This is a genomic window from Thermococcus sp. MV11 (assembly GCF_012027285.1).
In the GTDB taxonomy this organism is placed as follows: Archaea; Methanobacteriota_B; Thermococci; order Thermococcales; family Thermococcaceae; genus Thermococcus; species Thermococcus cleftensis.
In genome coordinates, this window is sequence record NZ_SNUD01000001.1 from 251,673 (window position 1) to 268,469 (window position 16,797).

19 protein-coding genes and 1 CRISPR repeat array are annotated in these 16,797 nt (G+C 57.1%); of the genes, 5 read left to right on the forward strand and 14 right to left on the reverse strand.

All coding sequences use genetic code 11. The annotated features are described in order from the left end of the window. Position 1: 1 nt before the first annotated feature. The 14 genes from cas7i to E3E27_RS01420 form a co-directional block, all read right to left on the reverse strand. Positions 2–985, reverse strand: coding sequence for a type I-B CRISPR-associated protein Cas7/Cst2/DevR (gene cas7i / locus E3E27_RS01355; protein WP_167773181.1), 984 nt, complete (start codon positions 983–985; stop codon positions 2–4). Beyond that, positions 982–2,358: a hypothetical protein gene (locus E3E27_RS01360; RefSeq protein ID WP_167773182.1), complete on the reverse strand. Its 1,377-nt coding sequence runs from the start codon at positions 2,356–2,358 to the stop codon at positions 982–984. Before E3E27_RS01360 ends, cas7i begins: the two co-directional genes overlap by 4 nt. 4 nt (positions 2,359–2,362) lie before the next feature. Then, positions 2,363–3,076, reverse strand: coding sequence for a CRISPR-associated endoribonuclease Cas6 (gene cas6, locus E3E27_RS01365; RefSeq protein WP_167773183.1), 714 nt, complete (start codon positions 3,074–3,076; stop codon positions 2,363–2,365). A gap of 224 nt (positions 3,077–3,300) precedes the next feature. Continuing rightward, a CRISPR array of direct repeats spans positions 3,301–3,595; the repeat unit is 29 nt; unit sequence CTTTCCACACAACACTGTTCTACGGAAAC. A 603-nt stretch (positions 3,596–4,198) separates the two neighbouring features. Next, a complete protein-coding gene (locus E3E27_RS01370) occupies positions 4,199–5,194 on the reverse strand; it encodes a TIGR01177 family methyltransferase (RefSeq protein WP_167773184.1) in 996 nt (331 codons plus the stop codon). 24 nt (positions 5,195–5,218) lie between these two features. Continuing rightward, entirely contained in the window at positions 5,219–5,950 is a 732-nt protein-coding gene (locus E3E27_RS01375; RefSeq protein WP_167773185.1) for an HAD family hydrolase, read from the reverse strand. After that, on the reverse strand, positions 5,941–6,960 hold the full coding sequence (gene hisC, locus E3E27_RS01380; RefSeq protein ID WP_167773186.1) for a histidinol-phosphate transaminase: 1,020 nt from the start codon (positions 6,958–6,960) through the stop codon (positions 5,941–5,943). The genes E3E27_RS01375 and hisC overlap by 10 nt, the downstream gene beginning before the upstream one ends. After that, complete coding sequence (hisIE, locus tag E3E27_RS01385) at positions 6,957–7,580, reverse strand: bifunctional phosphoribosyl-AMP cyclohydrolase/phosphoribosyl-ATP diphosphatase HisIE (protein WP_167773187.1); 624 nt, start codon at positions 7,578–7,580, stop codon at positions 6,957–6,959. Before hisIE ends, hisC begins: the two co-directional genes overlap by 4 nt. Positions 7,581–7,589: 9 nt before the next feature. Then, the gene (gene hisF, locus E3E27_RS01390) at positions 7,590–8,348 is read right to left on the reverse strand and encodes an imidazole glycerol phosphate synthase subunit HisF (protein ID WP_167773188.1); all 759 of its coding nucleotides are present in this window, start codon (positions 8,346–8,348) and stop codon (positions 7,590–7,592) included. Continuing rightward, positions 8,330–9,028 carry a 1-(5-phosphoribosyl)-5-((5-phosphoribosylamino)methylideneamino)imidazole-4-carboxamide isomerase gene (hisA, locus tag E3E27_RS01395; RefSeq protein ID WP_167773189.1) on the reverse strand — a complete coding sequence of 233 codons (699 nt, stop codon included), beginning with the start codon at positions 9,026–9,028 and terminating at the stop codon, positions 8,330–8,332. Before hisA ends, hisF begins: the two co-directional genes overlap by 19 nt. Before the next feature lies 1 nt (position 9,029). Beyond that, on the reverse strand, positions 9,030–9,605 hold the full coding sequence (hisH, locus tag E3E27_RS01400) for an imidazole glycerol phosphate synthase subunit HisH (protein WP_167773190.1): 576 nt from the start codon (positions 9,603–9,605) through the stop codon (positions 9,030–9,032). Continuing rightward, positions 9,602–10,144, reverse strand: coding sequence for an imidazoleglycerol-phosphate dehydratase HisB (gene hisB, locus E3E27_RS01405; protein ID WP_167773191.1), 543 nt, complete (start codon positions 10,142–10,144; stop codon positions 9,602–9,604). Before hisB ends, hisH begins: the two co-directional genes overlap by 4 nt. Beyond that, a complete protein-coding gene (gene hisD, locus E3E27_RS01410; protein ID WP_167773192.1) occupies positions 10,141–11,274 on the reverse strand; it encodes a histidinol dehydrogenase in 1,134 nt (377 codons plus the stop codon). The genes hisB and hisD overlap by 4 nt, the downstream gene beginning before the upstream one ends. Beyond that, on the reverse strand, positions 11,264–11,881 hold the full coding sequence (gene hisG, locus E3E27_RS01415; protein ID WP_167773675.1) for an ATP phosphoribosyltransferase: 618 nt from the start codon (positions 11,879–11,881) through the stop codon (positions 11,264–11,266). Before hisG ends, hisD begins: the two co-directional genes overlap by 11 nt. Positions 11,882–11,905: 24 nt before the next feature. Next, entirely contained in the window at positions 11,906–12,796 is an 891-nt protein-coding gene (locus E3E27_RS01420) for an ATP phosphoribosyltransferase regulatory subunit (RefSeq protein WP_167773193.1), read from the reverse strand. 382 nt (positions 12,797–13,178) lie between these two features. Between E3E27_RS01420 and E3E27_RS01425 the strand changes: the two genes are divergently transcribed. From E3E27_RS01425 to E3E27_RS01445, 5 genes are all read left to right on the forward strand, one after another. Then, the gene (locus E3E27_RS01425; RefSeq protein WP_167773194.1) at positions 13,179–13,703 is read left to right on the forward strand and encodes a ferritin family protein; all 525 of its coding nucleotides are present in this window, start codon (positions 13,179–13,181) and stop codon (positions 13,701–13,703) included. Positions 13,704–13,895: 192 nt separating this feature from the next. Then, positions 13,896–14,933 (forward strand): hypothetical protein, encoded by a 1,038-nt coding sequence (locus tag E3E27_RS01430; RefSeq protein ID WP_167773195.1) that lies wholly within the window; start codon positions 13,896–13,898, stop codon positions 14,931–14,933. Continuing rightward, positions 14,930–15,673, forward strand: a complete 744-nt coding sequence (locus tag E3E27_RS01435; RefSeq protein ID WP_167773196.1) for an ABC transporter permease — start codon at positions 14,930–14,932, stop codon at positions 15,671–15,673. Before E3E27_RS01430 ends, E3E27_RS01435 begins: the two co-directional genes overlap by 4 nt. Further along, positions 15,670–16,107 (forward strand): hypothetical protein, encoded by a 438-nt coding sequence (locus tag E3E27_RS01440; RefSeq protein WP_167773197.1) that lies wholly within the window; start codon positions 15,670–15,672, stop codon positions 16,105–16,107. The genes E3E27_RS01435 and E3E27_RS01440 overlap by 4 nt, the downstream gene beginning before the upstream one ends. Next, the gene (locus tag E3E27_RS01445; protein ID WP_206204762.1) at positions 16,104–16,796 is read left to right on the forward strand and encodes an ABC transporter ATP-binding protein; all 693 of its coding nucleotides are present in this window, start codon (positions 16,104–16,106) and stop codon (positions 16,794–16,796) included. Before E3E27_RS01440 ends, E3E27_RS01445 begins: the two co-directional genes overlap by 4 nt. Position 16,797 lies beyond the last annotated feature (1 nt).

Below are 16,797 nucleotides of genomic sequence, written 5' to 3' on the forward strand. Positions count from 1 at the left end.
GTCACTCACCGAGTGCTATGTTTTCAATCCTGCCCATGAGGTCCTTCATGCTCAGTATTTCCACGCTGTCAATTCCCTCGAAAGCTTTCCTCAGCTCGTCCACGTTGGCGAAGCGGCTCTCGAAGAGTCCGATGTAGAGCCTCTCGATGTTGTCCTGGAAGGTCTCAACCGTCTCCCTCAGCCTCTCCACGTCGAGGACGAGCTTTCCATCAACGTAGCCCTCCTTGACGCGCAGTGCATCGCCGATGACGGGTATCTTGTGCTTCAGCAGGGCTACCACCATGATCTCGGGGTAGACCTTCGTAAAGAAGTTGCTGAGCTTCGCCCCGCCGTGATACATCATTATAGCCTTAAGGAGGGCCCTCAATCTCCTCTCGCGCTCCTCCTTCGGTAAAACGTAGAGGGCCACCTCTTTGCCGGTGGCGTCCTTGACCTTCTTTGCCTCAAGGCCATCAAGCTTTGGAACCTCAAGGCCTTCCTTGAAAACGCCCAGCCTGTCCAGCTCAATGAAGAAGTTGCCGCGCATGATGTTCGTGGTTATCTCGGTCTCGTATATGTTGTGGTTGTCCCCGCTCGGGTCGTAGCGGACCCCGAAGTCCCTGTCCTCCTGGTAGGGGAAGAGCGATATCATGCCGTTGGTTCTAACGACCGCGGTTCTCCTAAGCGTGGCGTTCTTCCCATCGACCTTCTTGGCTATCATGTAACCGAAGACGTCGTCATCTATGTATTTCTGGGGCTCTCCGAGCGACACTATTACCTTCTGGCCACCTTCGCTCTTCGGCACGACCTGGCTCAGCTCCCAGCCGAGCTCTTTGAGGAGTTGTCTCAGGTGGTACTTAACGCTCTGACCGCTCACCCTTACGTACTCCTTTCCATCAACCGGATCGCGGACCTTCTTGAGGACAGATATGACCCCCTCCGTCCCGTTCGAGTTTAAGTTCGCTCCCTCAACCTTGGTCAGGGTAACAACTTCCATCGCCTTCATTCCCCACCCTCCTTCGAGTTGTCGGGGGCAGATTTTCTATCGGCCCCGTGAAGGGCGTTGAGCATGCCGTTCAGGAGTATGGCCTTCACGACCTTCCACTCCCTTTCGTTTTCGTAAATTGGCCTCAGGTCGAGGCTTTCCTCCAGCTTGGCCTGGAGTTCGACGAGCTTGTTGAGGAACTCCTCGAAGCCCCTGGCCCTGAAGAGCTCCCACTGATAGCGCTCGAGGTTTGTCCCCTTCATCTTCTTCCCGAGGCTGTAGCCCAGCCCGTTCACCTGCTCAAACGTCTTGAGGTCCACAACACCACCCCCAAAGGCCTCCAGATAGGAGTGTGCCCAGGTGTAGTAATACGGCGGGAGGGGCAAATCGTGCCTGACCCTCTCCATGAATATCCGGTTCAAAAGAACGAAATCGAAGTTGCCGGAGAGCAGGCCCTCAAAGAACCGCTCCCTCTCCAGGTAGTCCTTTGACCTGTCCCTCTTCCCGCGGGGTATCCCGAGTGACTCGTAGAACATAACCACCGCGGAGTCCAGGCTCTGAAGGTGCCTGTCCCCCCATCTGGTGGCCCTTCCTGTCCTCTGGATCGAGTCAACGAACCTGATGAGCCTCTCGAAGGTCGAACCCCTAAGCGTGCGGTACCCGTAGAACTGGCCGGCGCCGTGGAACACGTGTACGTCCACCGATTCCGCCAGCTTCTCGGTCTCCTCCAGCATATCCACATCGCGCAGGTGCTTGACGAAGCTGTGGAGGATCGCGAAGAACGCCTCGTTCGGGTGATACTTGCTCAGCTCCAGCCTAACTTTCACGGAATAGGCGGTTCTCTTGCCCCTCTTTTCCTCTATTTCGAGCCTATCGGCCCAGAAATCGTGGAACACCCTGTTCATCTCAAGGAGTTGCTCCTCGGGGGCGTCGAAGAAGAACCGGAGGGCGAGCCAGTCCCCGGTCTGTGACTTCCGTATTGGCACAGTGTATAGGTACGCCATTGCCGAGTAGAGCTTGAAAGCGTGTTCCATGCAGAAGTGGAGCCTGTTGCCCTCGTTCACCACCGAATCGACCTTTCTCTCAAAGGGGAATATGTAGGATTTGTTGCTCACAACCTTGGTCTTCCGCCCACAGATGGAGCACACTCCCGATGATGCCTTCTCCCCGGTCAGGGCCTGAAGTATCTTGACCTTGCTGTCGCTCTTTGGGAGGCTGAAGCCGAAGGCTCGGAGGACCGCTATGGCGTCGCTCTCGGAATCCACGGGGACGAGATTGACGACCATCTCCCGCAATGGGAGGAGGTAGTGCTCTTTGACGGTCTCCTCGTTTATCTCCTGGATTTCCTCCTCCCTCAGAAACAGCTCCCCGTTTTTGAGGTACGCGTCGAGCATTTAATCACCCCTTGACAGGGTTCAAAAACCCGAAGCCGAGGCTGTTCTTCTCCCCCAGTCCGGCGTCCATGAGGAAGCGGTAAAACTTTCTCTCGTGCGGCCCTATTCTTTCCTTTTCAAGGAGCTCCCAGTTGGAGCCGATTACCGGGAAGGGGACACCGTTCTTAACGACCTTGACGTAAACGTCGAGCTTCCCGTTGTTCCTGAGCTTTGGAATTATCCTGTCGAACAAGGGGCCGTCGAGGGCAAAGTCCTCGCCGTAGAACGCGTTGTACTTCCTTTCCGCGTTGTCCTTAAGGCGTTCCACAAAGAAACGCAAATCGTGGTGGGCGTGGAACTTGAAGTACTCGTTCTCCTGGGCGTTGCGGTAGATTACCACCGGGGAGCCCGTTTGAAATCTCCTCCGGAGGGGCACTTTGAACTTCTTGATCTCGACCAGCGCCAGCTGGTGCTTGCCGATGTAGATGTGGTCCCTACCCCTGATGTTCGAGTAAAGTGTCTCTATGAAGCCCCTCTCCGGAGAAGACACGAGGAAGGTCAGCCTCCCCTCCCTGTCCCTGAAGAAGTCCGAGAACGTGAAGAACTTAAACCTCGGCTCGTCGTGGCGTTTTCCATACTCCGTGTCCTTCAACATGTTGTAGATGAACCCCTGGACAGCGTGCTTGTTGGGCTGATATGGCACCCCATTGTTGCCCTCGAGGGTTATTTTCAGCCGCATTATGCACACCCTGGAACGCTAACAGAGTGATAAACAACACTGGCACTTATAAAGATTTTGAACCGCTTGTAAGTTTCACTCCCATACCGGTCGCGGTACTAAACATAAAACATGAAGAAAATGTCAGTAATGCCAACCCGGCGTGAGAGCCGGCTTCCGCGCGCTAGCTTTAGGGAACCGGGGCGGAACCTCAACAATCCACACGCTGGTTACGAGTAACACTACTTTCCATACAGCTCTGTTCTACGGAAACGCCTGTTTTTCATGTTCCTGGCAGGCCTGTTCCTGATCTTTCCACACAACACTGTTCTACGGAAACTCGCCGAAGTGCTCATCCCAATCAGCTTAGCAGAACTTTCCACACAACACTGTTCTACGGAAACACCCGATACTACGACCTACACCCTTAGCATAAGCGGCCTCTTTCCACACAACACTGTTCTACGGAAACTCGCCGTATCGGCATCGCTAACACTACCAAGGCGGTTCTTTCCACACAACACTGTTCTACGGAAACGCTCCGGGAATTCCCCGGGTTCTCGATTTTAAGTTTTTTCTTCACCGCTATTTAAACCTTGTTCTAAAAACTCGTGTCACCGCATTCTATTTATAAAGCCGGCACAAAAACTGCGGAGAGACCTCCATTTTTCTTTTCACTGGTTCGGCATTTTCGGCCAATGTCTCACACGATGGGAAAATCGAAACCTTCTGTTTTGGAATTGTCATCTGTTAACGCCTCCAAGAGCCATTAAAGCCAGAAGCAGGGCTCCTTTACTATCTAATCTGTCCCGAAATCCTCCTGTCGTGCTGAAGAGGCGTTGTTCCCGGCGCTTTGGAAAACGTATGCATCTGTATGGGACTTACCACTCCAGGGATAATCACAGAAGGTATTCTGCTTGGGGAGCTTGGATTCTTGGGGAGAGCCCTTCAAATTCCGTCCTCTATGGGATAAGGGTGAACAGAGCTTTATTTTTAGAAAGGAAAATCGGTCGGTGCCAAATCTCCTCGGCATGCTACGGGCAACGTCTCGCCAGACTTCTGCACTTGAGTGGTGGTATCATTTGCTTCACGATATGGCCATCAGAAGACCCCTCACGAAACATCAAAGAACGAAATCCCATTTCACTCCTTCTCGAAGACGTAGAAGTACCTCTCCAGGCTCTTGTGCACCCTCTGGTAGTATCTGCCGAGCGTTTTGAAGCCTATCCTCTCGGCCTCGGCCTTTCCGTCGAAGTCCGCTGGAAACGCTATCGCCAGCCTTCCGCCGTCTTCGAGCACTTCATAGATGCTCTCCAGCACCTTCTGGTAAAGCTCGTCCCTCTTCCTGCCCGCGAGGGTCGCTGACGTTCCGTAGGGTGGGTCGGTTGCTACCGCCTCGAAATTTTTATCGAACAGCTCCCCCAGCCTCGTTGCGTCGCCGAGCTTCAGGACGTAGTCCCTTATCCCGTAGTGCCGCAGGTTCATCTCCGCGCCTTCCACCATCTCCGGCCTTATATCAACCCCGTAGACCTTCAGGCCGAGAAGGCCAGCCTCCATCAAAATACCACCGGCGCCCATCATGGGGTCGAGGAGTTCCCTCCTCGCCTTAGTGAGGTTCACCAGCGCCCTGGAAACCCTCGGGTGGAGCGAGATCGGCCTGAAGAAGGGCCTGTGATGGGCCTTCCTCTTTTCAAAGTCCTTGGGATCGAAAAACCTGAGCCTTATCCCCGCGTAAAGCCTCTCGCCGCAGTAGACCCTCACGAGCGTGTCGGGCCTTGAGAGGTTCACCTTGAACCCCTGGGCGTGTATCACCGCGCCGAGCTTTCTGGGTAGGTCAAGAACGCTGTGCCGGCAGTTGGCCATCGTCTCGGTGTCCACCTTGAAGGTTCCTCTTATTGGCCACTCGACCTCCCTGGCCTTATCTAGAAGCTCCTCCACCGAGTCGGCCTCCACCATAAGTATGCCGTATTCATGGGCTAGACCAAGGCGGTCAAGGTAGGGAAAAGCCCCCTCATCGGCGTTTATCTTGAGGAAAAGATAATCCTGATTAACTATCTCTCCGCCGGCCAGCTCCAGCATGGCCTTTACCTCGTCCCTTGCCATCTCGGGCAGATTTCCGAGTATCTCAAGGTAGAGCATGGTTGGAGCTTTTCGGTGGGGTTTTTAAGTTTGTTCCCCCTCCAGCAGTTCCTCCAGGAACTCGTTCACGTCCCTCACGTCCCGCCCCACCATGACGAAGCCGAATTCTCTTCCGTATCTCCTCCGGTAGTTCTCTATGAAAAGACCGTCGTTGACTGTATCCCCCACGTAAACTCCCCTTTCGCCCTTCACGAGCTCCCACAGTGCCCGGGGGTCCGGTTTGAGATAGCTCTCCCTTGTAACGACGTTCTCAAAGCGGAAGCCGATTACCCGCTCCGCCAGCTTCATCTCAAGGGCGCTCCTTCCGGTGACGACCCCGAGTTTGAAGCGGGCCGACGCTTCCTCCAAGAGGTTTCTTCTCACAATCGGCCTCTCCCGTTTCCACAGCCCCGGGAAGTCAAAGAGCCTCCCCGGATACTCCCTCCCTAGGTAGAAGGTGTTGAAGACCCGCTCGATGCTCCCGCCGAAGACCTGGAACCCGAATCTCTCCCGAACCCACTCTATCGTTCCCCCCTCCGGGAACTCCTCGATGAGCTCTTCGGCCCTTCCTGAAAGGGCGAAGAGTATCAGGGCCTCGCTGACCTTGAAATCGTCTCCGAAGGAGCCCTTCCTCCTGAGCTCCCGGACCCACTCGAGTTTTATCTCCCTCTCGACCCCGAACAGCCTGAGGAAGTACTCCGCCGTGAGCCTGGTCGCGACATCGTAGCTTTCCCCCACGTCTATCAGCACGCCGTCAACGTCGAAAACTACCCACATTCCCTCACCTCCAGAAACTCCCTGAGGGCTTCGATCAGCTTCCGGTTCTCCCATTTCCTTCCGACGGTGACCCGTATGTGGCCGTCGAGCCTCCCCGCGAGCTTTCTGACGGCTATGCCCTTCCCCAGAAGGAACTCGTAGGCGTTCAGTCTCATCAGGAGAAAGTTCGCGTCGCTTGGATACGTGAACTCCCGGAAGGCCCTCCTTATCCGCTCCCTCTCCTCGATGATCTTCGCCACGCGCCTCTCAACGAGGTCGTAGTGCCTGAGCACGACCTTCACCGCCGCCATGGTCATTACCCCGACGCTGAAGGGCGACTTCACCCGGTAGAGGGCATCAACGGTTTCCCCGTTCGCTAGAAGATAGCCCGCCCTCACCCCGGCCAGGCTGAAGGCCTTGGAGAAGGTTCTAAGCACAATCAGGTTGGGGTACTCCTCGATGAGCCTCCAGAGGGTTTTTCCGGCGAACTCCGCGTAGGCCTCATCGAGAACCACCGCCGTCCCCGTGTCGAGGACTTTCACTATCTCCTCCTCCGGCTGGAGGTTGCCTGTGGGATTGTTGGGCGAGGCTATGAAGACAACACTCGCATTTCCGGCCTTTTCCGCTATGGCGTCGCCGTCTATCGTGAAGTCCTCCCTCAGGGGCACCTCCAGGACGGGAATTCCGTTCAGCTTTGCGTAGAAGTAGTACATGCTGAAGGTCGGCGGTGTCGTGACTACATAGCCTCCCTCGAAGAGCCTGACGAGATAGCTTATCAGCTCGTCCCCCCCGTTTCCGACCGCAACGTTCTCCGGCGAGAGGCCGTAAAAGTCCGCTATGGCCTCCCTGGCGGGCATCGAGGTTATGTGCGGGTAGCGGTTGAAGGAAAGCTCCCTCAGCTCCTCAAAGATTTCCTCCTTCACCCAGTTGGGAAGGTCGTAGGGGCTCTCGTTCTTGTCGAGCCTTACGGGGTAGTCCCCTTCTTCAACGCGGTACGGCTCGAACGACTTCACGAGCTCTCTAATCCTCATCCCCTCCGCCTCCTCAGCTCTGCCATCACCTCACCGAGGGCAACGTCGTTGTAAACCAGCAAAACAAGCAGGTGGTAGAGCATGTCGGCCGTCTCGTAGATCAGCCGGTCTTTCGTTTCGGCAACGAGAACCTCAATAGCTTCCTCGCCGAACTTCTTGTATATCCTCTCCCGTCCTTCCTCGAACAGCCTTGAGGTGTAGGAGCCTTCGACGGGCTTTTGTTTCCGCGCCTTTATCAGCTCTTCAAGCTCCCGCAGGATTGTCAGGGAGTAGTCCACTGGGAGAACCCTCTCCGGCTCGCCGAGCTTACGGTAGAAGCAGGAGTAGTTTCCCGTGTGACATGCGGCACCTCTCTGCTCGACTATCAGGAGCAGGGCATCGCTGTCGCAGTCTATCCGGACTTCCTTCACCCTCTGGACGTTCCCGCTCACCTCGCCCTTCATGCGGATTCTTCCCTGCGAGCGGGAGTAGTAGTGGGCGTAGCCGGTCTCAAGGGTTTTCCTGAGGGCTTCCCTGTCCATGTACGCGAGCGTTAGGACTTCCCCCTTCGTGTCCTGAACCACAACGGGGACGATACCGTTGTTCTTCTCCCAGTCAACCTTCTCGATTAGCTCCTCCATGCTACCACCTCAGTAGTCCAGCCTCACGGGGACTCCCCTCTCGGCTAGGTACCCCTTCAGCTCGCCGACGGTGTATTCCCCGTAGTGGAAGATTGAAGCCGCAAGAGCCGCTTCAGCCCCAGCCTTAAAGGCCTCGTAGAAGTGCTCCGGTTTTCCAGCTCCGCCAGAGGCTATGACCGGTATATCAACCGCCTCCGCGACGGCCCTCGTCAGGGCTATGTCGAAGCCCTCCTTCGTTCCGTCGGTGTCCATGCTCGTGAGCAGTATCTCGCCCGCGCCCAGCCCCTCAACCCTTCTCGCCCACTCGACCGCATCAATTCCCCTCGGCTTCCTTCCGCCGTGGGTGTAGACCTCCCAGAAGGAGCCGTTCCACCTGGCGTCGATTGCCACCACGAGGTTGGCGGTGCCGACTATCTCGGCAATCTCCCTCACCAGTTCCGGCCTTTCAACCGCCGCCGTGTTGATGAAAACCTTATCCGCCCCCCGCTTGATTATCTCCCTCGCCTCCTCAACAGCCCTTATGCCGCCGCCGACCGTGAAGGGGACGTATATCTCCCCGGCTATCCTCTCGACCAGCCCGAGCAGGATTTTTCTCCTTTCGTACGACGCCGTTATATCGAGGAAGACTATCTCGTCTATTCCCTCCGCCTCGTAGCGTTTCGCCAGCTCGACCGGGTCGCCGGCGTCGCGTATGTTCCTGAACTTTATCCCCTTGACGACCCTTCCGTCCTTTATGTCCAGGGCCGCTATTATTCGCTTGGCCAGCATTTTGCCACCTCCAGAAGCTCCTCAAGGGCGAGCTTTCTCTCGTACAGGGCCTTTCCGACCACGACCCCCGAAAAGCCGATTTTCGCAAGCTTTCTCACGTCTTCGGCGCTCGAAACTCCCCCGGCGTAGATGAACTCCCCGCTTTGCCAGAACCTCTCGATTTCCTCTATTCCCGTCAGCGTGCCGTCCCTCTCAACGGAGGTGTAAATAAAGCGGTCCACGTAGGGTTTCAGCGTTTCGTAGGCTTCTTTGACTTCCATTCCACTCTCAAGCCAGCCCCTCACGGCTACCCTTCCGTTCCGCGAGTCGAGGCTGACCGTTATGCCTTCAAACTCCTCGGTTATCCTCTCAAGGAAACGCAAGTCGAGGGCCTTCGTTCCGAGTATGGCGTTCTCCACGCCGATTTCGTAGGCCTTGGCGATGGCTTCATAGCTCCTGAGGCCCCCACCGAGCTGAACCCTCAGCCCGGTCTCCTCGATTATCTCCCTGACAACGTCGAGGTTTCGGGGAAAGCCTTCAAAGGCCCCGTCCAGGTCGACTATGTGGATTTTGTCCACGAGCTCGGCGAACCGCTCCGCTATCTCAACTGGCTCGCCGTAGACCCTGACTTCCTCCCTCCTCCCTCTGTAGAGCCTCACCGCTTTTCCGCCCATCAGGTCTATCGCGGGATAAACCTCCATTCTAAAGCCCCCCGAAGTTCCTCATCACGGTAAGCCCGTTTCTCCCGCTCTTCTCCGGGTGGAACTGGACGGCGTAGATGTTCTCTCTGCAGAGGGCCGAGGCAAAGAGCACCGGCCCGTAGTCGGTGACGCCCGCAACGATGTCCTCCTCCGGGACCGCGTGGTAGGAGTGGACGAAGTAGAAGTACGCTCCATCTTCAATTCCCTCAAAGAGGGGGCAGTCCCCTTTCTTCCAGAGCTGGTTCCAGCCGATGTGAGGTGTTCTGACGCCCCGAAACCTCACCACGTTCCCTCTGAAGACCCCCAGACCGGGCTTCCCCGGGCTTTCCTCGCTCCCCTCGAAGAGCAACTGAAGGCCGAGGCATATCCCCAGGAAGGGCTTCCCGTCGTTTATGGCGTCGAGTATGAGGCCCCTGAGGGGTTCAAGCCTGTCCATCACGGCCCCGAAGTTTCCAACGCCGGGCAGGACTATCTTCTCAGCCCTCTCTATCTCGTAGGGGTCGCCGGTTATCTTCCCGCCGAGGGCCTTCCTCACGTTGGCGAGGTTCCCTATGCCGAGGTCAACTATCGCTATCACCCTCGCACCTCCAGCAGGCCCTTCGTGCTCTCAAGCTTCCCGCTCTCCCGGACTGCCTTCCCGAGGGCGACGCCGAGTCCCTTGAATGCCGCCTCGATGACGTGGTGGGCATTGACCCCGCTCAGCGTTTTCACGTGGACCGTTGCCTTCAGCGACCGCGCCAGCCCCCACAGGAACTCCCTCACAAGGGCTTTCTCAAACCCCTCCTCTTCCTCCTCGAAGGACAGTTCAAGGTTCACGTATGGCCTCCCCGAGATGTCCACCGCCACCACCACGAGCGCGTCGTCCATCGGCATCACCGCGCTCCCGAAGCGGGCGAACTTCCCCGGGAGCTTTGAGCGAAGCTCCTCTCCGAGGGTTATCCCGACGTCCTCCCACAGGTGGTGCCTGAGGTCGTAGGTGGCCTCTACTTTCGCCTCTCGCCCCATGTAGAAGAAGAGGGCGGTGAGGAGGTGGTCGAGCACCCTGTCGCCCGTCTCGATGCCCCCTTTCGAATCAAGCTCGACCGTTACGTCGGTCTCTTTGGTTTTGCGCCTCATCTCCTCACCTCCATGCTCCTCCTGTGGTAGTTCATGCCCTCTATCTCGGCCAAGCGAAGACCCAGCTCCCTCTCCGCGAGGAACTCCTCCCTGCTAACGCTTGCGAGGCTTATCGGCTTGAGGAAGTCCCTCACAGTTAAGACGCCGCTGAACTTCGCCGCTCCCCCGGTTGGCAGGACGTGGTTGACGCCGAGGAAGTAATCAGCGGCTGGAACCGGCGTGTAGGGGCCCAGGTAAATCGCCCCGGCGTTCTCAATGAGGTCAACGAGCTCCATCGGTCTCTCCGTGATTATCTCTAGGTGCTCCGGCGCTATCTCGTTGGCCCTCCTAACGCACTCCTCAAGGTTCTCGCAGAGGACGACCTCTACCCCCTCCCGGGAGCAGAACTCCGCGAGTTCCCCTGAGGTCGTGAGGAGCCAGGCCCTGCTGTCCTTCCCGTGCTCCAGCTGGCTGAGCAAATCCGCTAAGACGTACTCTTTCTCTGCTGTTTCGTCCGCTATCACCGCTATCTCCGACGGCCCGGCGAGGCTGTCTATGCCAACGACCCCGAAAACCTGCCTCTTGGCCTCGTTGACGAACCTGTTTCCGGGGCCGAATATTTTGTCCACCTTCTTCATGCCAATTCCATAGGCCATCACGCCTATCGCCTGGATTCCACCGAGCTTGTAGACCTCGGTGATGCCGAGCAGTTTTGCAACGTAGAGGACGTAGGGGTTCACCTTTCCGTCCTTTGGCGGGATTGTGACCGCTATCTCCTTAACGCCCGCGATTTTTGCTGGAACTGCCACCATCATCAGCGTTGAGGGTAGCGGTTTTCCGCCGGGTACGTAGATTCCTATCCTCCCTATCGGGCGGTAGATTATCCCGTAGAGGGAGCCGTTTTTGATGAAGAGCCGTTCCCTTTCCATCTGCCTCTCGTGGTACTCCCACAGGCGTTCAACGGTGCGGAGGATTATCTCCCTGTCCCTCCTGGGAATGCTTCGCGCGGCCTCCTCGAACTCCTCCTCGGTCACACGGAACGGGCCGGCGTAGCCGTCGAACCTGAGGGAGTACTCCTTTACGGCATCATTACCTCTCTCCCGAATATCCCGCAGTATTCCGGCGACGTATCTCTCAAGCTCAAAATCCATCTCCAATCACCTCCTTAACCTTCCACACGAGTTCGTTTATCTCCTCGAACTTCGTTTTCTGGGCTATCCTGTTGACGAGTAGCAGGGCGGAGACGTCCATTATCTTCTCCACCTCGACCAGACCGTTTGCCCTCAGCGTGTTTCCGGTCTCGACTATGTCCACGATGGCGTCGGCTATCCCTATCTTCGGGGCTAGCTCGATGCTCCCGTGGAGCTTCAGGATTTCCACCTCGACGTCGAGCCCCTCAAAGAACCGCCTCGTTATCCCTGGATACTTGGTGGCTATCCGGTAGCCGTCCATATCCTCGGGCTTGACGGTGCTCTCAGCCGGCATGGCCAGGCTCAACCTGCACTTTCCGAAGGGCAGTTCAAGGGGTATGAGGACGTCGCTTCCGCGCTCCTCCACCACATCGCTCCCGGAGATGCCGACGTCGATTCCGTACTCCACGTAAACGGGAACGTCAAAGGCCCTTGCAAGGAGAACCTCATAGCTGCCGATTCTTTCGATGAGCCTCCTCTCTGCCGGGGGTCTCAGCTCGATTCCAGCCCTCTGGAGGATTTCGAGAGAGCCGGAAAGAAGCCGCCCCTTGGGGAAGACGAACCTTATTGGGGAGCCGTTGGAGCGCTTCATTCACTCCACCTCCACCGGAATGCCCATTCTCACGAGCCTTTTTGCCTCGGTAAAGACTTCCCTGAGTTCCCCTCTCAGCTTTTTCCGGTTCCTGTCCCCCCTCTTTCTGAAGAGCTTCGAAAGCGCCCCCATATCAAAGGCAAAGCCGAAGGCGGGCTTCCCCTTGAAGGTGTACTCCCCGCCTCCTCCGAGGGGTTTCCCGAGTTCCGGAGAGTATACCTCGAAGAGTACGTCCCGGTAGTAGGGGAGAGGCCTGACTGTGCCGAAGTCTATGAACAGCCTTTCGTCATCAACCGCCTCGACTATTCTGTCGAGTTTTCTATAGCCGCTCTCCTTCCCCCAGAAGTTGAAGAGCCTCCAGAGCTCTTCCTTCTTTTCCACGCTTATCGGGAGGCGCTCTATTATCTCAAAGTTCCTCCTCACGAGCGCCCTGTAGATTTCCTTCCGGAACTCCTTCACGTCTTCGGTGGCCTTTTCCCAGACCTTCAGACTTCCGATGTCTATGTAGAACTCCTCTATCCCCAGGGCTTCGAGGGAGGTTATGACCGTGAGGAGCACCTCCGCAGCCATTTTCGTGACGTCCCCGCCGATGTACTCCACTCCAGCCTGCCACTGTCCCCTAATCCCTCCGTCAAGAACCTCGCTGATGTAATAGAGCTTGAGCTTCTCGGGCGGCTCCTTGATGTTCTCCAGTATCTGCGAGGTTATGTCGGGTTTTATGACGTAGAACCCGTTGTTGTAGGCGAACTTTGTCCCCTTCCTCAGGTTCTCGCTGTACTCCTCAATAGCCGGGAGGAAAACCTCGCGGTAGCCCCACAGCTCAAAGGTTCGTCTCAGATACCTGCTAATCTCCGACAGTTTCTCTGACTCGGCCAGCAAGCCCTTTCTCACACTAACCCCTCCCGAGTTTTGTTCACAAAATCAGCAGTTTCAGAACTATCTGGGCCTAACGAAGTTCCAGAAGAGTCAATGATGGCGGTAGCTCACCGGAAGGGCCGGTACGCTGAGGCACCTCATATTTGGCTCCTTGAAATACGTTCCAACCGTCGCCTTTTTCCGGGACATCTTCTTTCCCCCCATTGGTGCCCCCCGTAGGTTGAAGGGGTTTAAAATACTATCCCTAGATTTGCTGTCATTCAATCAACTTCTCATGAAATATTTGTCGTTATGCCGACGACAGAAGATGGTGTCCATTTTTGCCCATTGAAACATTCGGCTTGTGTAACCAGAAGATTAATAGTCTCTTTGGATTATAATGTAGTGGTGATTCTTGATGGAGATAACCGACAGGGAAGTTTTTGAGATTGCAATGAACGCCGAGATAAGGGCCAAGGAGGCCTACGAGAAGCTCGCTTCTGTCGTCAAGAGCGACATTATTCGGGACGAACTGCTGTTTCTGGCGAGGGAGGAGGACAGGCACCGCGAGATAATAGAGAAGATGGCCGAGAAGTTCATCGGCGGCAGGACCGAGCCGAAGAAGATTGAGATAGATGTGATGGGTGAGTTCAAAGCCATCGCCGAGAATATGGGCGAGGTCATAAAGAAGCCAGACCTAAACATCGACGAGATTTACGAGATAGCCATGAAGGCGGAACTGGTCAGCGAGAAGCTCTACCACGAGTTGGCCGGCTACGCCGCCACCGAGAACACGCGCCTCGTCCTTGAGATGCTCGCGGACATGGAACGCAACCACTACAACATTCTGAGGAAGCAGTACGAGTACATAACCCGCTACCCGGACATCTACCGCGAGGAGTTCTACGACCAGCTGATGAAGGATATAAACTTCAACTTCTGACCTTTCTATTACTCTTCTCCATTTTGGAGCCCTTCGTGCTCTTAGATGTCTTGCATTGTTCTACAGGGTTGTTTGCGAGAAACTTCAGAACACCGAAAGATTAATAAGCAACATCAATGTAACATTGAGTGCAGAACCCCGTTGGGGGGGGCGATGTATCCAGAACGGTTTTCATGCCCTGGGGGAGATACCATGAAACGGTTGGTGCCGGTTCTGGCCCTCCTTCTCCTGCTGGTGCCCCCTACTTCGGCAACACCCTACTGGTTTGGAGAGGGGGTCTACGCCAGGTACGTCGCCAGGGGCCAGCTGTCAATCGGCATGAGCACTTCAGCCGGGAACGTCACCTACTACTGTCCCCACGTCGAGTTCACGTGGCGCGCCCTCAAGGTCTCCGACGATAAAGCCAGGGTGTCCCTCCTGCTCCTCGGATTCAACTGCACCCGGGAGGAGTATTCCACCCTGGGTGAGGGTGAGGCGATGGCCCTTCTCCGGGAGTACCAGGGGCGCTACAACTTCACCGGTGGAGACTGCCTGGAGGTGCCAGTCACGGGGGGCAACGTGACGGTGTGTGAGAACAGCTATTACGAGCGGACGGCACGGCGCGTGGTTGGTTTGGTGGTCGAAGACGGGAAGGGGAGGCTGTTCAACAGATCCTACACGCCCGAGAACTTCAGCAGGGCCGGGGTCGTTGAGATCGACCTGACAACGGGAGAGATCTACGTGAACGACACGCTGGCCGGTGGGAACTTCCTCTGGGTCGAGAACCCTGCCAACGTGACCGGGCTTGAGATACTTCCCGGACTGAAAATTGAAACGGTCAGAATGATAAACTCGACGGCGATGACCTACTACGGCGACTTCAACGCCCCGGTTTACATGGCCCATACGAACATGATGAGCCTTCCAGGGATCTCGGGGAAGGACGTTATCCTCTACGATGGTTCAAGCGGCCTGGCGATAGCCTTCTTTACGCCCTTCAGCCCACTGTGGGAGGCCCTTGGCATAAGCAACGCCGTGATCCAGGACACAGAGTTTGCCAGGGAGCACGAGAGGGAAATCAAGGAGAGCAACAAGATGCCGCCCTTCGGCCTCGTCCTGGCGGGGACGAACATAGACTTCACCCGGGCCGAGGAGCTTCCGGAGGAAGGCCCGTCCAGAACCGCCCTCTTTGCCGTCGTTGGTGTTGCGGTGGTTCTCGGCGCGCTCCTCCTGTGGAGGTGGAGGCGGTGAAGGAAATCCTCCGCTGGGAGCTCCGCTCCCCCCTAAACCTTGCCCTCGTCTCCGCCGGGGCGGTTCTCATCGGGACGGTGATGAAGAGGTACTACCTCACCTGGAGCGCCGGTTCCAGGGGAGGGCCGTACGGGGTTGAGATACTGGGTTCAATCTTTAGGGAGGCCTTCACCGGCGACGTTTACCTGCTCCTGGCGATACTGGTTCCCTTCATCATAACGCTGGCCGTGAGGCTGGAGAGGGACGAGGGCGTTGCCCTTTCGGTCTACTCCCTCCCCCTTTCCAGGGTTGAGGTACTGCTGGCCAAGTTCCTAGCGGCGCTCCTTGCGCTCTTCCTCTTCGTGTTTGCCGTTCACCTCCTCGTCTTTGCCCTCCACTTCTCGGCCACGCCCGATGCAGTTGCCGGTGTCCTTGTGACCCACGCGGTCCCGGTGGCGTGGTTCTATCTCATGGTGCTGCTCTTCATGGTCTCCCTCGCGGCCCTCGTGGCCGTGCTCTCGCCGAACGCCTACGTCTCGATCTTTGGGGGTTTCGTGGCCCTCTACCTCCCCCTCTTCCTGGGGACGACGTGGTACGGGCCGGTGCCTTGGCGGAACGTCCTCGTAAACTACAGGCCGGCCGCAATCTCGATCCGGAGCGACCCAGTGTTCTCCTGGGGTTTTCTTAAACTGACCCTTCTTCCGGCGCTGGTGTTCCTGGTTCTCTACCTGCTGATAGGCAACTGGAGGGACGTGAGATGAGGCTCTTCCGGGCGCTCCTCCTTACCCTCATGCTCGTCTCGCTGATCTCCCTGGCCCTGCAGTCGAACCTCAAACCGAGCGACGTTCACTACAAGACAGCCTTCGTGTCGGGGCGGGAAAGGAGTGCGGTGTACGTATCCTCAATGGCCTCGGTGAAGCTCTACGCCGTGGGGACGGGGGAGTTCCGGGTGAAGGACGTCCAGACCGGGGAGGTAATATTCACCGGGGAGATGGAGGGCAACAGGGCCTTCGCGCTGGTCTTCCCCCACCCCGGCTTCTACGAGTTCAGCGGAAACTCCACTCAGGGCATCACCATAACGATAACCCCCGTCGATGTCGGGTTCCCCGGGGAGCAGAAGTCGGCCCATCTGTGGGCTTCGGCGGCCTTCGGCGGGCTTCTGGCGCTGACGCTCATCGGGGGTGTCAGGAAATGAAGGCGATAATCGAGGCCCAGAACCTCCACAAGTACTTCGGACCGATAAAGGCCCTCCAGGGGATTACGGTGGAAATACCGGAAGGTCTGACCCTGATACTCGGCCCCAACGGCGGCGGGAAGAGCACCTTCATGAAGGTCTCGCTCGGCCTATACAGGCCAACGAAGGGAACCGTGAGGCTCCTCGGAAAGGACCCCTGGCGGCACCCCGAGGCCAGGAGGGGCATCGGCGTGGCCTTCGATCCCGGCAGGTTTCCCAAGCTCACCACGGGGAGGGAGTGGCTGGAGTTCATTGCTCGAGTGCGGGGCGCGAATCCGGGTGATGTCGAAAAGGCCGCCAGGCTCTTCGGCATTGAGGAAGCCCTCGACAGGAGGATAGACGGCTACTCCTCCGGAATGCTGAAGCGCCTTTCCCTCGCGCAGGCCTTCGTGGGGGAACCCGAGGTTGTGTTCCTCGACGAGCCGCTGGCCAACCTTGACTTTGAGAGCGTCCCTGAGATCGTCGGCATAATCAAAAGATGGAAAGAACGGGGCAGGAGTTTCGTCATCATAAGCCACGTATGGGAGCCATTTGAGGCGCTTGCCGACTACGGGGTGGTCATCAGCGGCGGAAAGGTTTACCTGAAGGGACGGTTCCAGGAGATTCGTGGGGAAATTGGGGCCATGTTCCGGCCTCCGGAAGGGAGCTAGT

What these genes read in the sequence shown, in the direction of transcription:
- cas7i (WP_167773181.1), bottom strand. Translation starts at nt 985, where the DNA reads ATGAAGGCGATGGAAGTTGTTACCCTGACCAAGGTTGAGGGAGCGAAC.
- E3E27_RS01360 (WP_167773182.1), bottom strand. Translation starts at nt 2,358, where the DNA reads ATGCTCGACGCGTACCTCAAAAACGGGGAGCTGTTTCTGAGGGAGGAG.
- cas6 (WP_167773183.1), bottom strand. Translation starts at nt 3,076, where the DNA reads ATGCGGCTGAAAATAACCCTCGAGGGCAACAATGGGGTGCCATATCAG.
- E3E27_RS01370 (WP_167773184.1), bottom strand. Translation starts at nt 5,194, where the DNA reads ATGCTCTACCTTGAGATACTCGGAAATCTGCCCGAGATGGCAAGGGAC.
- E3E27_RS01375 (WP_167773185.1), bottom strand. Translation starts at nt 5,950, where the DNA reads ATGTGGGTAGTTTTCGACGTTGACGGCGTGCTGATAGACGTGGGGGAA.
- hisC (WP_167773186.1), bottom strand. Translation starts at nt 6,960, where the DNA reads ATGAGGATTAGAGAGCTCGTGAAGTCGTTCGAGCCGTACCGCGTTGAA.
- hisIE (WP_167773187.1), bottom strand. Translation starts at nt 7,580, where the DNA reads ATGGAGGAGCTAATCGAGAAGGTTGACTGGGAGAAGAACAACGGTATC.
- hisF (WP_167773188.1), bottom strand. Translation starts at nt 8,348, where the DNA reads ATGCTGGCCAAGCGAATAATAGCGGCCCTGGACATAAAGGACGGAAGG.
- hisA (WP_167773189.1), bottom strand. Translation starts at nt 9,028, where the DNA reads ATGGAGGTTTATCCCGCGATAGACCTGATGGGCGGAAAAGCGGTGAGG.
- hisB (WP_167773191.1), bottom strand. Translation starts at nt 10,144, where the DNA reads ATGAGGCGCAAAACCAAAGAGACCGACGTAACGGTCGAGCTTGATTCG.
- hisD (WP_167773192.1), bottom strand. Translation starts at nt 11,274, where the DNA reads ATGGATTTTGAGCTTGAGAGATACGTCGCCGGAATACTGCGGGATATT.
- E3E27_RS01425 (WP_167773194.1), top strand. Translation starts at nt 13,179, where the DNA reads ATGGAGATAACCGACAGGGAAGTTTTTGAGATTGCAATGAACGCCGAG.
- E3E27_RS01430 (WP_167773195.1), top strand. Translation starts at nt 13,896, where the DNA reads ATGAAACGGTTGGTGCCGGTTCTGGCCCTCCTTCTCCTGCTGGTGCCC.
- E3E27_RS01440 (WP_167773197.1), top strand. Translation starts at nt 15,670, where the DNA reads ATGAGGCTCTTCCGGGCGCTCCTCCTTACCCTCATGCTCGTCTCGCTG.
- E3E27_RS01445 (WP_206204762.1), top strand. Translation starts at nt 16,104, where the DNA reads ATGAAGGCGATAATCGAGGCCCAGAACCTCCACAAGTACTTCGGACCG.